Source organism: Loktanella sp. DJP18 (assembly GCF_049310965.1).
In the GTDB taxonomy this organism is placed as follows: domain Bacteria; phylum Pseudomonadota; class Alphaproteobacteria; order Rhodobacterales; family Rhodobacteraceae; genus Loktanella.
The window spans coordinates 1-14,154 of the sequence record NZ_JBMERN010000095.1; the positions used below are offsets into that span (position 1 = coordinate 1).

Below are 14,154 nucleotides of genomic sequence, written 5' to 3' on the forward strand. Positions count from 1 at the left end.
TGCGCCTGATCCTGCAATCCGAACCTGTGCGTGTGATGGCCAGCGCCGGGCAGGACGTGAACCACAAGGCCGAACGTTATGGCGGCGCGGCACCCGACATCTGGGACAATGGCTACGTCATCGTCGACTTCGCGTCCGGGGCGCGGGCGATGCTGGAGTTGTGCATGTTCGCCGAAGGATCGCGCTATCAGGAGGAAATCTGCGCCATCGGCCCGCTGGGCAAGATCGAGGCGCAGGTGCCCGGACCCGGCCGCTTCTGGCCCGCAGCCCTTGGCCCCGCGCCGATTCCCACCGTGACTGTCAGCCCGCGCCAGCCGAAGGGCCCTTACACCGTCGAAATCCCGGTCGATCCGCTGTTGCTGGACGCGGGCGACCACAATGGGTCGACCTTCTATCAGCACCAGCGCTTTGCCGCAGCCGTCAGAGGGGCAGGGCGGGTCGAGGTCACGGTGACGGACGGGTCCAGGGCCGTCGCTATGGGACTGGCGGCGCAGGAATCCGCCCGCACGGGGCAGGCCGTTTCGCTGGTCTGACGGATGGGTGAATGGGTCTGGCCGTCAGGCCCGATCCTTGGCCCGATCCTTGGCCCAGTCCCGCGCGATCTTGTTCGCCAGCGACCATTTGTGGACTTCCGTCGGACCATCATAGATGCGAAAGGCCCGGATCTCGCGGAACACCTTTTCGACGATGGTATCCGCCGTGACACCCTGTCCGCCCATCACCTGCACGCAGTTGTCGGCGACCCGCATCAGCGCCTCGGACACCGCGACCTTGGTCATCGAGGATTCCGTCGTGCCATAGGCACCGCTGTCCAGCACGTCGGCGCACCAATAGGTCATCAGCTCTGCCTGTTTCAGGTCGATCCGGTTCTGCGCCAGCATGAAACCGACGCCTTCGTGTTCGATCAGCGGCTTGCCAAAGGCGTGGCGGCGGTTGGCGTAGTCCACCGCGATCTCCTGCGCGCGCACGCAGGCCCCCAACCAGCGCATGCAGTGCGACAGCCGCGCGGGGGCCAGCCGCACCTGCGCATAGCGGAACCCTTCGCCTGCCTCGCCCAGCATCTGATCCGCGGGCAGGCGCAGGTTCTCGATCGCGATCTGCGCGTGGCCGCCGGGCATGGAGTTGTCGATGGTATCCAGCACCCGCACCACCCGGATCGCCGGATGCGGCAGATCGACCAGGAACATGCAGGCACCCTCGGCGGATTTCGCCATGACGATGCCGACCTTCGCGCCGATCGCACCGGTGATATAGGTCTTGGCGCCGTTGATGACCCAGTGGTTGCCGTCAGGCACGCAGGTCGTCTTCATCATCGACGGATCAGACCCCGCGCCGCCGTCCGGTTCGGTCATGAAGAACGCCGACCGCGCGTCGCCAGAGATCAGCGGGTCCAGAAAGCGCGCCTTCAGCTCGTCGCTGGCGACCTTGCCCAGCAGGAACATGTTGCCTTCGTCCGGGGCGGCGGTGTTCAGCGCCAGCGGGCCAAGCGGCGACAGACCAGAGCGGATCAGCACCGCCGCCGTCTCGCGCTGCGTCAGGTGATCGCCGTCGCCGGGAATGTGCGGTGTCATCAGGCCGGCATCGCGGGTCCTGGCCCGCAGGTCCGCGACCAGATCTTCCGAGGGACCATGCGCGTCCTGACGCGGGTCCTTTTCGAAAGGGGCGACGACATCCCGCACGAAGGCTTCGACTCGGTCTGCCAATGACAGTGCGCGGTCGCTGATCCCGCGCCGTTCCAGACCCGCGCTCATTTCGGGGCCATGCGGATCGCGCCGTCCAGGCGGATGACCTCTCCATTCAGCATCACGTTGTCCACGATCGACAGCACGAGCTTCGCGTAATCCGCCGGGTCGCCCAGCCGGGCGGGAAAGGGAACCTGCCTCCCAAGGCTCTCCTGCGCGTCCTCGGGCAGGCTTTCCAGCAGCGGCGTCAAGAAAAGGCCGGGCGCAATTGTCATCACCCGGATGCCGAATCGTGCCATTTCTCGCGCCACCGGCAGCGTCATCGCGACGATCCCGCCCTTGCTGGCCGCATAGGCCGCCTGACCGATCTGCCCGTCATAGGCCGCGACCGAGGCGGTGTTGACGATCACGCCCCGCTCTTCACCCATCGGATCAAGGCGCTGCATCGCCGCCGCGGCCTGCGACAGCACGTTGAAACTGCCCGCAAGGTTCACGTTCACGACCGCCATGAAATCCGCCAGCGGCAGCGGCTCACCCTCGCGGTTCACCACCTTGGCGGGCGGGCCGATGCCGGCGCAGTTCACGACGATGCGGGCCGCCCCGTGCAGCCCTGCGGCATCCTTGAGCGCCTGTGCGACGCTGGCGGGATCGGTCACGTCGGTCTTGCAGAAGGTGCCACCGATCTTTGCCGCCATCACAGTGCCACGGTCCGCGTCCCGGTCCAGGATCGCGACCCGCGCACCTCCCGCAGCCAGTGCCCGCGCCGTCGCGGCCCCTAGGCCCGAAGCCCCGCCCGTCACGATCGCCGCCTGTCCCGAGATGTCCATGTCGTTCCTCCCTCACGCTTTCGCGGCACCTTCGCACCACCCCGCCCTGAAGGTCCAGACCCGGCGGCACGGTTGGCGCGATCGGTCAGGGATGGCCTGATGCCACGACCTGCGACAAGATCGCACGTCGGTTCAAAAGGGGGGCCAGCCCCCCGGCCGCGAAGTGCGGACTCCCCCCGGGATATTTCCGACCAGAAGAAACCGGGTTCACGCGAGGATTGCGTCGATCTGGCTTTGGGAGAGGCCGTAGGTATCGCGGGCGGCCTGCGGCGTGATGTAGCCAAGGGCAAGGTCGTGGGCGATGGCGGCGGGATCGCGCAGCGCGGGATCGCCATATCCGGCACCGCCCGGAAAGGCGAGCATGACCCGCGCGCCCTGTGGCACCGGCTGCCGGCCCTTGCCCCGCATGGCCGTCCCGTCGTCCAGCCCGACCGTCGTGGCTGCGCCGTTCGCCCCGCCGTGGCGGCCGCGCGCCGGGTGATCCACACGGTCGAACATCGCCGAGAAGTCGGCGCGGTAACCGTCGCGCGTGCCGACCTCCATGACCTGTCCCAGTCCGCCGCGGAATTGCCCGGCCCCGCCCGAATCGGGCCGCAGCTCCTTGCGCCAGATGATGACGGGACCTGCGTGTTCCGTCGCCTCGACCGGCATCGTCATGACGCCCGATGGAAAGGCTGTCGCCGATAGCCCGTCCAGAATGGGCCGCGCGCCGGCACCGCCGGAGTTGAAGGTCAACACCTCGACCCGCCGCGCGCCCTGTGGGGCGTCATCGCCGGGGCGCAGGGACAGCTGGAAGTTGCACAGACAGCCGGCCCCTTCGGCGGGGACCACGCCGGGCAGAAGCTGATCGAGTGCTGCAAAGACCGTGTCCGGCACCAGATGCCCGATGACATGGCGCAGGGCGACAGGCGCGGGGTGGACGGCATTGACGATGGTGTCCGCCGGGGCGGTGACGCGAAAAGGTGCCAGACTGGCGGCATTGTTGGGGATGTCGGGCGCTATGGCGCATTTCAGCGCATAACAGGCATAGGCCTTCGTGTAGACCAGCGGCACGTTGATGCCCTTGGGGTCGATCCCGCTGGTCCCGGTCCAGTCGCAGGCCACATGGTCGCCGTTGAAGCTGACGGTGACGCACAGGTCCACCGGGGCGGAATAGCCGTCGATCCGCATCCGGCCCGTCGCCTGACCGCCCGGCAGCGCGCTGATGCGCGCCAGAGTCGCATCGCGCGATTGGGTCAGGATGAAGCCGGCCACATCGGAAAGGTCGGGCAGCGCGAACTCCGACAGCATCTCGATCAGCCGCCTCTGGCCGATCTCGTTGCAGGTGGACAGCGCGAAGATGTCGCCGATCAGCTGGTCCGGCTCGCGCACGTTGGCGCGGATCAGGCGGATCAGGGTCTGGTCCACGGCCCCCGCGTCGGCAAAGCGCATGATCGGCAGTTGCAGACCTTCCTCATAGATCGAATTGCCGTCGGCGCCGAAGCCGCGCCCGCCGATATCGACGACATGCGCCGTGCAGCCGAAGAAGCCGACCAGCGCGCCCGCGTGGAACACCGGCGTCACCACGGTGATGTCGTGCAAATGACCGGTGCCCATCCAGGGATCGTTCGTCAGGTAGACGTCGCCGTCACGCATCGTCTCGCGCCCGATCTCTCGGATGAAATGCGGCACCGCGTCCGACATCGCGTTCACATGACCCGGCGTGCCGGTGACAGCCTGCGCCAGCATCGCGCCTGTCGCGTCATAGACCCCTGCCGACAGATCGCCCGCCTCGCGCACGGAGGTGGAAAAGGCGGTGCGCACCAGCGCCTGCGCCTGTTCCTCTACAATCGAGATCAGGCGCGTCCACATCACCTGATATTGGACCTGAGATAGGGTCATGGGGTCACCTTCACGTCCAGTGCGATGCAGCCATCCGACAGGGCGCGCGCGGTGCGGCTGTCGGGGACGATGATCGTCGTTTCATCCTCAGTGATCGCGGCGGGACCTGCGATCCCAGCCCCCGGTGCCATGTCGGCGCGGTCAAAGACCCCTGCGTCCAGCTTGCGGCCGAGGGCCGCGTCAAAGAGCTGCCTGTCTCCGATGCGGTCGGGGGCAGGGGCGTCGGGCGCGGCCTTGGCCGGTTCGGCATGCGCCGTGGGGGTCTGGGCGTTCACCGACCAGACCGTGATCTCTGCCGTCATGCCCTGCACCGTGCGCCCGAACAGGGCGGCATAATCCGCCTCGAACCGGCTCAGGATCGCGTCGGCATCCGCGGCCTCTGCCACCGCGCGCGACAGCGGCACCGGGATTTCCCAGCCTTGCCCCTTGTAGCGCATGAACACCTTGTAGTCGCAGGCGATGGTCGCATCCGCGTCGCAGGACCGCACAAAGGCCGTCGCCTCGGCCCGCATCTCGGCAAAAATGGCGCGCACGGTGTCCGCGTCGAAGGCGGTCATCGGCATGAAGACGCTGCGGTTCGCCTCGAAACTGAACGGCGCGCGCAGAAAGCCGATGGCCGATCCCACACCGGCACCGGGCGGAACCAGACAGCGCGCGATGCCCAGCTTCTCGCACAGGCGGGCGGCGTGGAGCGGGGCGGCACCGCCGAAGGCGATCATGGTGTAGCCGGACAGGTCCTCGCCATTCTCGACCGCGTGAACGCGGGCGGCGTTTGCCATGTTCTCGTCCACGACCTCGGCCAGACCCCAGGCGGCTTCGGTCGCGTCCATGCCCAGCGCATCGCCCAGATGCGCCATGATTGCTTTGGCGGATGCTTGTGCGTCCAGCGGGATCGTCCCGCCCGCAAATGTCGCAGGGTCGAGCTTGCCCAGCAGCAGGTCGGCGTCCGTCACCGCCGGGCGCGTGCCGCCGCGACCGTAGCAGGCGGGACCGGGTTCGGACCCCGCACTTTCCGGCCCCACGGTTATGCGGTTCATGGCGTCCACATGCGCAAGCGATCCGCCCCCCGCACCGATTTCCACCATGTCGATCACGGGGATCGAGATCGGCATCCCGGACCCCTTCTTGAAGCGGTAGCTGCGCGCGACCTCGAACACCCGCGCGGTCTTGGGGGTGTGGTCGCGGATCAGACAGATCTTGGCCGTGGTGCCGCCCATGTCGAAGGACAAGACCTTGTCCAACCCGTGCCGCGCCGCGATGTCAGCGGCAAAGACCGCACCGCCGGCGGGACCGGATTCGACCAGCCGCACAGGAAAGTCCGCGGCGGTCGCAATGTCCATGATGCCGCCGCCCGAATGCATCAGAAAGACCGGGCAGGCCGCGCCCTCGGCTGCCAGACGGTCGGCCAGGCGATGCAGATAGCTGGCGATCAGCGGCTGGATGTAGGCGTTGGCGACGGTCGTGTTGAAACGTTCGTATTCGCGCATCTGCGGCGACACGTCAGACGATAGCGAGACCATGACGGCCGGCAACTCTTCGGCCAGCACGTCGCGGATCATCCGTTCGTGCGCGGGATTGGCGTAGGAATGCAGCAGACCCACGGCGATGGACTGGTAGTCCTGCGCGCGCAGGTCGGCGCAGAGGGCCGCGACGTCGGCCCGATCCAGCGCGATCAGCACGCCGCCGTCCGCGTCCATGCGTTCGACCAGCGTGTGGCGCTGATTGCGCGGCAGCAGCGGCAAGGGCAGCGTCAGGTTCAGGTCGTATTGCTCGAACCGCGATTCAGAGCGCATCTCGATCACGTCGCGAAAGCCGTCGGTGGTGATCAGGGCCGTGCGTGCCCCGCGCCGTTCGATCAGGGCATTGGTCGCGAGGGTCGTGCCGTGGATGATCTGGTCGATCCGGTCGGGCGTGATGCCCGCCTTGGCGCAGACCTGATGCAGGCCGGTGACGATCGCGTCCTCGGGGGCGGCATAGGTGGTCAGGACCTTGGTGGAATACCGCGCTCCACCGACCTCCAGCACCACATCCGTGAAGGTGCCGCCAATATCGGCGCCAAGGCGGATGGTCTGTGTCATGCTACGCTGTCCCTGCTGTTCGGCCGGACGCTAGCAATAGGGTAGGGAAAGGTGAACCGGAATGTGACGCCCGCGCCGTGCGCCTTTCCGATCATTGGCGAAAGGCAGCAGTTGCGGTGCTGCCCCAAGCCCCGGGATATTTCCGACCAGAAGAAGGGGGGCGCTGGTTTGCGCGTCAGCCGTTCGCCATCTCCTTGACCATCTCGAAGTCGTAGATGCTGCGTGCCGTCAGGTCGCGGGCGACGTCCTCTCGTCCCAGCGCGCTGAACTGGCGGTAGATGTCGATATGCGTATGTTCGGTGCCAAGGCCGCAATCCACGAGGGATTCGTAGACGGCGCGCGCTTCGTCCACCCGTTCGAGCATCATCAGCAGTTTCGCGCGGGCGGCTAGCAGGCGGTGCGCGCCGTGGCCGGGGATCAGCGCACGGTCGATCAGCGCCAGCGCGTCGGGCCAGCGGTCCTCGTCCCGGCGCAGCATGTCGGCGGTCATCAGCGTGACCTCGATGAAGTCATGCGGCGTGGCGGCGAGCCGGTCCACGATCTCGCGGCATTCGTCGCGTTCCTTCAGCTTCCACAGGCGCTGGGCCAGTTCCGCCTGATAGCAGGGGTGCCAGCCGGTCAGGTTGGACGCCTTGCGCAATTGGAACAAGGCCGTCTTGACGGTGTCCTGCGCGAACAGGATGTCCGAAATCCGCTTGCGATAAAGAGCCACGTCGGGGGCCGCCGCGATGGCCGCCCGCTGCGCCTCAAGCGCGCCATCCAGATCGCCGGCAGCACTCATCAACACGCCGCGCGCCGAGACCAGTGCAGGGCTTTCGCCCAGCTTGCTGAACGACCGGGTCAGCAGGTCAAGCTGCTTGGCGATCTTGGACTTGTTGGTGAAGGCACGGTTCAGCTTCTTGCCGCAGCACAGGCGCCAGTCGCGCACGACGATGTCCCACGTGTGGAAATCGGACCGCGCCTCGGCGTCATGGCCGCGCGGGGCAAGCTGGTTCAGTTCCGCCAACGCCTGCCGCCCGGCGGGAAAGACGTTGGCCTTCTGCCGCGTCATCACCGGATCGAAGGGATAGAAGTTCTGCGGTGTCACGATATCCGCCGTCAGGCCCAGGTTCAGCGCGCCATGCACCACATTGTCCAATGGGCGGAACCAGAACGCGGTATGCAGCCGTTGCAGGGCGGTGTCGGCGTGGCCTTCGACCATCTGGTGCAGCGCGGAATAGGTGTTCACCACGGCCATGCTGTCGTCGACATAGACGGGCCGCGCATAGGCCAGATCGCGGACCTTCTCGCAGTAGGGCAGGTCGTCGGTGGCGACCGAGAGTTCGCACAGAAGCTGGTAGGCAAAGGACTTGTCCAGCCCGTCTTCCATGTGGGCGCGGATGATCCGCTTGGCGCGGCCTGGATTTCCCTTGGCCTTCATGTGGTTGATCAGGAAATGCAGGCACTGGCCGACGTCACCCATGTTGATGAACAGGTCCGACCGTTCTTCCAGCCGGTCGGTCATGCGGTCCATCGCCTGTGCGCGGTCCTGCGGGCTCAGCGCCTCCTCGACCGCCTGAAGCGTGCTGCCGCCGATGGTCATTGCGGTCTGGCTGAAGGCCGAGGACGGCGGGCCGAAGATGTGCCGGCAGCGCGACATCGCGAAAAGTTCAAGGAAGTCGCGCGCGCCCGACGTTAGGTCGGTATCGCCCAGCAGGTCGTCGAAGCCCTGCACCCGCGGGTCGGCGCGTTTCAGGCGTTCCACCTCTGACGGAGTGTCCGAGAAGATCAGCACGCGGGCGTCCGGGTCGGCCAGGGTCCGGGCCAGGTGCTGTTCATAGAATTCGCGGGGAATGTACTTGTTCGACCACAGCTTGTTCGAGGTGATGGGGTCGTGGATGATGTCGCCGCGCCGGATGTGATAGGCGGTCAGCGTCTTGCCCGCGAACACAGAGTCGATCCGCGCGACCATCTGCTGCACGGGCGGGCTGAAACGGAAATACGACAGGGCGTCGGGCAGGCGGGCCGCCACGTCGGCGGCATCTTCCCACGGCAGGACCGTCACGCCCATCGCGGCACCGGACAGGAAACTGTCGCCCTGCGCCAGTCGTTTGCGGAATTTTTCAGGCGTCCAGCGGTCGTCACCGACCAGCGTCGACAGGTCGATCAGGTCGTCGTAGATTCCGCTCAGCACGTCGGTGTCGAAGAAGTGGTCGGCGATCCAGTCCGCATCGAAGATCATCGCCGGGTCGCGGACCTCCTCGCTCGTGCGGCCGCCGGTGGTCCAGCCGACGCGGAATGGCAGGTCGTAGTCGCGCGCGATGCGCATGGCGTTCATCATCGCGATGATGCGACCGCCCATGCGGTCGTTGCGATGGCTGATGATGCTGCCGGTCAGGTCGGCGGGAATCATGGAGTGAGTGGCCTGTCAACTGCTACGGCGGGACGCCGTCCGCGGGCGATCATGCCCGCAAACCGCGGTTCCGTCCAGCAGCCATGCCCTGCGACCGTGTCCGGATCGCGCCGGAAACGGCCCGATGTCAGGGCAATCAGCGACCCAGACTGCGGGCGATTTCCTCGGCCAGTTGTGCCACAGCGACACCTTGGGCTGCCACGGCACCCGGAATGTCCGCCGTCGGCATCGGCACGGTGAAGTCAAAGCTGTATGTGCGGTCCGGGTAGTCGATACCGTCGCCACCGACATAGTACTGGCCCGCCAGCCGGAAGGTGTCGGTCACGACGCTGCCCAGCATCTCTGACACCTGTACGTCGACGGCGACGTCCGGAAGCCCGGCAAACGGCCAGGGGTCCGGCCCGACGGTCGAGTCTAAGATTTCGGATACGCCCTGCGTCAGCGCCAGCGTCACGCCGCGGACAGGATCGTCGGCAGCCAGCAGGTCGCCGTCCGTGGTGATGACCCCCGGCGCGGTCTCGATCGAGATTTCCTCGGTCGCCGCATAGGTCGGCAGGGTAACCGTGCGGATCATGACAGAACCGACGTCGGATCGCACGCTGGCGGTGGGGACCACGTTGGGCATGTTCAGCCGGGTGATGGTACTGCTGCAGGCGGCAACGGTCACAAGGACTGCAAGGGTCAGGATCGGTTTCAGCATGTTATCGCCCCGTGATCAGTGAACTGGGATTGCGTTGAATGGCGCGGGCGAGGGCCGACACCGCGTCCGCCGCCTCCTGGATGTCGCGCAGGGTGGACAGGGTTTCCGCGTTGAACCGGGACCGGTCGCCGTAGGTCGACAGCAACTCGCCGGTCGAGGTGACGAGCGCGCCGGTCTGGCGCGACAGGTCGGGCAGGGAATTGGCCGCTTCCTCGATCGCCTGCGCCGCGTTGTTGGCGGACAGCAGGGCAGCGTTGACGTTCTCGACCGCGCCGCCTTCACGGATGTCGTTCAGGAACAACTGCACCTCGTCCAGCGCCGACGACAGGGAAGCGGGCAGGGCGCGGGCCTGCGGCGTGTTCACCAGCGCATCGATGCTGGTCAGGGTCTGTTCCGCCGCCGCGGACAGGCTTTCCAGGTCCATCTGCGCCGCATTGGCCGACAGCGTGTCCAGCTGTGCGGTGATCGCGGGCAACTGGGCCGAGGCGGTGTCGATGTTCTCGGCCGCGCGGGCTGCGGCGTCGATGGCGGCGGTCAGCCGGGCGGTCACATCCGCGGCCGACAGGTCCGTCAGGATCGCGTTGGCAGAGATCGCCACATTGCGCAATTCGCCGGGCAGCGCCTGCACGTCGCCGCTGGCAACCAGCGCCCGCGCCTCCGCGAGCAGTTGGTTCAGGAACACCGGCACCTCGGCGATGTCCGCATTGCTTGCGACACCCTCGATGGCGTCCAGCGCCTCTGTAGCCTGTGCCATCAAAGCCTCGACCTGCAGCGCATTCGCCTTTTCCAGCAGGCTTTGCGCCTGTGCGCTGATTTCGCTCAGGTTCTGCGTCCCGGCCTCCACGTTGCGGGCGGTGCGGGTGACGCTGCCGACAAGGTCTGCGGCGCCGATCTGGTCGATGACGCCGTTGACTTGCCCCAGGATCGTCTGCGCCTGCGTCACGACATCGGCCAACTGGTCGGGGATGCCCTGAATGGCGTCCCCGCCGACCAGCCCGCGGGCGTCCGACAGCAGGCCCGCGACCTCCTCCGGGACCTGCATCACGCCGTCGGACCGGACCAGCGCGTTGGCACTGTCCATCAGGTCGATGGCCGAGGTCATCAGTTCCTCGATCGGCAGGTTGTTGATGCGGTTCAGCACGCCTTGCGCCTGATCGGCGACATCGGTGATGTTGGACACTGTCGTGGGAATGGTGGGAAACGGCTGTTCGTTCACGTTCAGCGTGGCGGTCGTCGCATCCGCGACCTCGACCAGTTCGACGATCAGTGACCCGGACAGGATGTTGCCCGTCACCAGCCGCGCCCGCAGCCCCTGATCGACGAAATCTTCCAGCAGCGCCAGCGCATCCTCCGGTGTCGCATCCTCGCCCAGACCAAGGCGGCCGGGCTCGATGGCAAGCACCGTGCGCAGTTCGACCTGCGCTTCGTCCGCGTCCTCGACCACCACGGCCCCCAGATCGGCGACCTGACCGACCCGCAGGCCCTGAAAGCGGACTTCCGATCCGACCGCCAGACCGTTGACGGACCCATCGAACATCACCGCGACATTCAGTTTCGGCCGGCCCGCATCGTTGAACAGGCTGCTGCGGGCGGTCTCCTCGTCGCTGAACAGATCGAAGACGTGGCCGTCGCGGATGGGTTCCCCGCCCGACACGACCGTGTCGAAGGCGATCCCGCCTTCCAGCAGCGACGCAAGCGATCCGACGTTCAGCGCAAGGCCCTCCGCGCCGATCGACACGCTGAACCCCGCCGTGTCCCAGAACCGGGTGTTCGTCGTGAGGATCCGGTCATAGGGCGCATAGACGAAGGCGCTGACTTCGACTGTCAAGCCGTCTTCCTGAAGGATCGGTTCGCCCAGCACGCCGACCTCGATCCCCTGATGCAGCACCGGCGCGCCCGCCGACAGCGCAGATCCGTCATTGGTGCGCAGCACGATCTCGGTGCCGTCCCGCCCGGCCGAGGCGAGCGGCGCGTTTTCCAGCCCGGTGAACCGTGTCTGCGCGACCTCGGCCTGCGTGTTCCAGTCGCCCGCGATATAGACGCCCGACAGCACGGTATCGAGCCCGCTGACGCCGCGCAGCCCCACCTCTGGCCGCACCACCCAGAAATTCGCATCGGAATCGAGGTAGGGAGCCACGTTCTGGTCGATGCGGGCATAGACCAGCACTTCTTGCAGGTCGGGGGCGAATTCGACCCGTTCGACCGTCCCGACCTCGACGTCGCGGTACTTGATGGCCGTCTCGCCGGCGGTGACGCCGCTGGCATTGGCAAAGCTGATCTCGATCTCGACCCCGCGGTCGGCAAAGGATTGCCACGCGACCGCCACCGACACGACCAGCGCAAGGATCGGCACGATCCAGACAAAGGACAACCGTCGCCAGATGCTGGGTTTCGCCCGCCGCACGTCCAGGTCGGCGGCACCGGATTGGGAATTCTCGTCACTCATGAAACAGTCCTGTCCGCATCCCAGATCAACCGGGGATCAAAGGCCAGCGCCGACAGCATGGTGAACACGACCGACAGCGCGAAACTCAGCGCCGCGACGCCGGGATTGATCGTCGCCACACCGCCCAACTGCACCAGTGCGGACAGGATGGCAACGACGAAGACGTCGATCATCGACCAGCGCCCGATGAATTCCACCACGTCGTAAAGCCGGTGCCGCTGATGCATCTTCTGGATCTGCTGCCGGTGGACGCTGACCGCAAGATAGGCGATGGCGATGAACTTGCCGACCGGAATCATGATCGACGCGACAAAGACGATGGCGGCGATGCCGTAGTTGTGGTGTTCCACCAGTTGCACCGCACCGCCGATGATCGTGGCCTCGGACCGTTCGAACAGGGTGTTCGTGATCAGCATCGGATAGATGTTGGCGGGGATGAAGGCGATCATGCCCGCGATCAGCCAGGCCCAGACCTTTTGCATGCTGCGGCTGTCACGGCTTTCCAGCGGGCCGTGGCAGCGCTTGCAGCGCACGGCGCCGCCCGCATGCACCTGACCGCAGCGGGTGCAGGCGATCAGCCCGGCCTCTCGGGCGGTGATCAGGCCCGAAAGCCGTCGTCCAGTGCTTTCCAAATCGCATACCTGTTCATGATCTGATCGTTGAGGACGGTGATGATGACGAGCGCCACGAAGGCCCAGAACGCCGGGCCCACCGTGACCGTCGCCAGCCCCGCGACCTTTACCAGCGCCACGGTTACACCCACCATGAAGATTTCGGCCATCGCCCAGGGCCGAAGCTGTTCGGTCAGCGCAAAGGCCATGCGCGCGGACCGGTGCGGCCGCGCGCCCCGCACCAGCGGCCCGATGGCGTGGATCAGCGCCAGCAGCCGCACCAGTGGCAGCACCACGATGAACAGCGCCACTGCGATGGCCAGGGGAATGGCCTTGCCGGAACTGAAGACCATGATCGCATGCAGCACGCTCGTCGCGTTGTGCTGGCCCGAGACGTCGAGGTCGAGAAACGGAAAACTGATCGCCGCGACCATCAGCACGACGGCAGCACTCGCAAGGCTGACCAGCCGCACGACGGCACCCGGTTCCGACGTCAGCAGCAGCACACCGCAACGCCGGCAATAGGCGCGCGCACCCTCCGGCAGGTCCTGCTCGATGTGCAGCGTGTCGCACTGCGGGCAGGCGATCAGGTCATCGAGAGGGGGCAGGGCGGTCTTGTCGATCATCTGCAGGCAGTCTTGACTTTGCGCGGGGCAGCATACCTGCTGCGGGAAATGTTCGTGGTATCCTAAAGGCATTGCGCCGCAATGGCCACGCTCACCCCAAGAGGTTCCGATGACAAGTTATTGTTTTCCCGCCACCGATCAAGCGACCCTGCCCATTGCGGGATCGCCCGACCTGTTTCCCGTGCGCCGCATCTTCTGCGTCGGCCGCAACTACGAGGCGCATGCGGCCGAGATGGGTAACACCGTGGACCGCGCCGCCCCGTTCTACTTCACCAAATCCGCCCATGCCCTGCTGCAATCGGGCCAGGACATGCCTTATCCGCAGGGCACGCGGGATCTGCACCACGAAATCGAACTCGTCGTGGCCATCGGCAAGAGCGTCGGCCTGGAAAATCCACCGCCCGAAGAGGTCGAGATCTTCGGCTATGCCGTCGGCCTCGACATGACCCGCCGCGATCTTCAGGCTGCGGCCAAGGATGGCCGCAAACCCTGGGACACCGGCAAGGATTTCGAGAATTCGGCCATCATCGGGCCGATCACCCCCGCCGTGGACACATTGCTCGACGCCGCCTCGATTCGCCTCGACGTGAATGGAGAGACCCGCCAGTCGGCCCCCCTGACCGACATGGTCCATTCCGTGCCCGAGATCATTGCCCACCTGTCCACCCTCTACCGCCTGCGGTCGGGCGACCTGATCATGACCGGCACCCCGGCGGGCGTCGGTGCCGTGGTCGCGGGTGACACCCTGATCGGCAGCATCGACGGGCTGGAAGGTGTGCGCACGAAAGTGGTGTGATGCAGGAAGCCCGAAACCGGCTGTTCGGGCTTTGAAATTTTTGGGCTGACCTGTCACGGATGGCCCCGACTTTTTCTTGATGTAGATCAAAGCGCCTCAATACAGACGGATTAGG

The 14,154-nt window shown here is 66.3% G+C and carries 10 protein-coding genes and 1 pseudogene; 2 read left to right on the forward strand and 9 right to left on the reverse strand.

The features are described from left to right. Window positions 1-533: pseudogene (locus ACOI1H_RS18990) on the forward strand (gfo/Idh/MocA family oxidoreductase); the annotation flags it as partial. Window positions 534-557: 24 nt separating this feature from the next. Here the strand turns inward: ACOI1H_RS18990 and ACOI1H_RS18995 are convergent. The 9 genes from ACOI1H_RS18995 to ACOI1H_RS19035 form a co-directional block, all read right to left on the reverse strand. Further along, window positions 558-1,751 carry an acyl-CoA dehydrogenase family protein gene (locus ACOI1H_RS18995; RefSeq protein WP_422439403.1) on the reverse strand — a complete coding sequence of 398 codons (1,194 nt, stop codon included), beginning with the start codon at window positions 1,749-1,751 and terminating at the stop codon, window positions 558-560. Beyond that, entirely contained in the window at window positions 1,748-2,509 is a 762-nt protein-coding gene (locus ACOI1H_RS19000) for an SDR family NAD(P)-dependent oxidoreductase (RefSeq protein ID WP_422439404.1), read from the reverse strand. The genes ACOI1H_RS18995 and ACOI1H_RS19000 overlap by 4 nt, the downstream gene beginning before the upstream one ends. Before the next feature lie 207 nt (window positions 2,510-2,716). After that, window positions 2,717-4,390, reverse strand: coding sequence for a hydantoinase B/oxoprolinase family protein (locus tag ACOI1H_RS19005; protein ID WP_422439405.1), 1,674 nt, complete (start codon window positions 4,388-4,390; stop codon window positions 2,717-2,719). After that, the gene (locus ACOI1H_RS19010; RefSeq protein WP_422439406.1) at window positions 4,387-6,468 is read right to left on the reverse strand and encodes a hydantoinase/oxoprolinase family protein; all 2,082 of its coding nucleotides are present in this window, start codon (window positions 6,466-6,468) and stop codon (window positions 4,387-4,389) included. Before ACOI1H_RS19010 ends, ACOI1H_RS19005 begins: the two co-directional genes overlap by 4 nt. A gap of 175 nt (window positions 6,469-6,643) precedes the next feature. Further along, window positions 6,644-8,860, reverse strand: coding sequence for a hypothetical protein (locus tag ACOI1H_RS19015; protein ID WP_422439407.1), 2,217 nt, complete (start codon window positions 8,858-8,860; stop codon window positions 6,644-6,646). Between the two features lie 136 nt (window positions 8,861-8,996). Further along, complete coding sequence (locus ACOI1H_RS19020) at window positions 8,997-9,560, reverse strand: PqiC family protein (RefSeq protein WP_422439408.1); 564 nt, start codon at window positions 9,558-9,560, stop codon at window positions 8,997-8,999. 1 nt (window position 9,561) lies between these two features. Beyond that, window positions 9,562-12,006, reverse strand: a complete 2,445-nt coding sequence (locus ACOI1H_RS19025; RefSeq protein WP_422439409.1) for an intermembrane transport protein PqiB — start codon at window positions 12,004-12,006, stop codon at window positions 9,562-9,564. Further along, window positions 12,003-12,638 carry a paraquat-inducible protein A gene (locus ACOI1H_RS19030; RefSeq protein ID WP_422439410.1) on the reverse strand — a complete coding sequence of 212 codons (636 nt, stop codon included), beginning with the start codon at window positions 12,636-12,638 and terminating at the stop codon, window positions 12,003-12,005. The genes ACOI1H_RS19025 and ACOI1H_RS19030 overlap by 4 nt, the downstream gene beginning before the upstream one ends. Continuing rightward, the gene (locus ACOI1H_RS19035) at window positions 12,605-13,243 is read right to left on the reverse strand and encodes a paraquat-inducible protein A (protein WP_422439411.1); all 639 of its coding nucleotides are present in this window, start codon (window positions 13,241-13,243) and stop codon (window positions 12,605-12,607) included. The genes ACOI1H_RS19030 and ACOI1H_RS19035 overlap by 34 nt, the downstream gene beginning before the upstream one ends. Before the next feature lie 109 nt (window positions 13,244-13,352). On the opposite strand from ACOI1H_RS19035, the gene ACOI1H_RS19040 reads away from it, so the two are divergent. Next, window positions 13,353-14,039, forward strand: a complete 687-nt coding sequence (locus ACOI1H_RS19040) for a fumarylacetoacetate hydrolase family protein (protein WP_422439412.1) — start codon at window positions 13,353-13,355, stop codon at window positions 14,037-14,039. The last annotated feature ends 115 nt before the right edge of the window (window positions 14,040-14,154 follow it).

Excerpts from the sequence above, each read along its gene's own strand:
- ACOI1H_RS19005 (WP_422439405.1), bottom strand. The coding sequence starts at position 4,390 with ATGACCCTATCTCAGGTCCAATATCAGGTGATGTGGACGCGCCTGATC.
- ACOI1H_RS19020 (WP_422439408.1), bottom strand. The coding sequence starts at position 9,560 with ATGCTGAAACCGATCCTGACCCTTGCAGTCCTTGTGACCGTTGCCGCC.
- ACOI1H_RS19010 (WP_422439406.1), bottom strand. The coding sequence starts at position 6,468 with ATGACACAGACCATCCGCCTTGGCGCCGATATTGGCGGCACCTTCACG.
- ACOI1H_RS19025 (WP_422439409.1), bottom strand. The coding sequence starts at position 12,006 with ATGAGTGACGAGAATTCCCAATCCGGTGCCGCCGACCTGGACGTGCGG.
- ACOI1H_RS19000 (WP_422439404.1), bottom strand. The coding sequence starts at position 2,509 with ATGGACATCTCGGGACAGGCGGCGATCGTGACGGGCGGGGCTTCGGGC.
- ACOI1H_RS19015 (WP_422439407.1), bottom strand. The coding sequence starts at position 8,860 with ATGATTCCCGCCGACCTGACCGGCAGCATCATCAGCCATCGCAACGAC.
- ACOI1H_RS19035 (WP_422439411.1), bottom strand. The coding sequence starts at position 13,243 with ATGATCGACAAGACCGCCCTGCCCCCTCTCGATGACCTGATCGCCTGC.
- ACOI1H_RS18995 (WP_422439403.1), bottom strand. The coding sequence starts at position 1,751 with ATGAGCGCGGGTCTGGAACGGCGCGGGATCAGCGACCGCGCACTGTCA.
- ACOI1H_RS19040 (WP_422439412.1), top strand. The coding sequence starts at position 13,353 with ATGACAAGTTATTGTTTTCCCGCCACCGATCAAGCGACCCTGCCCATT.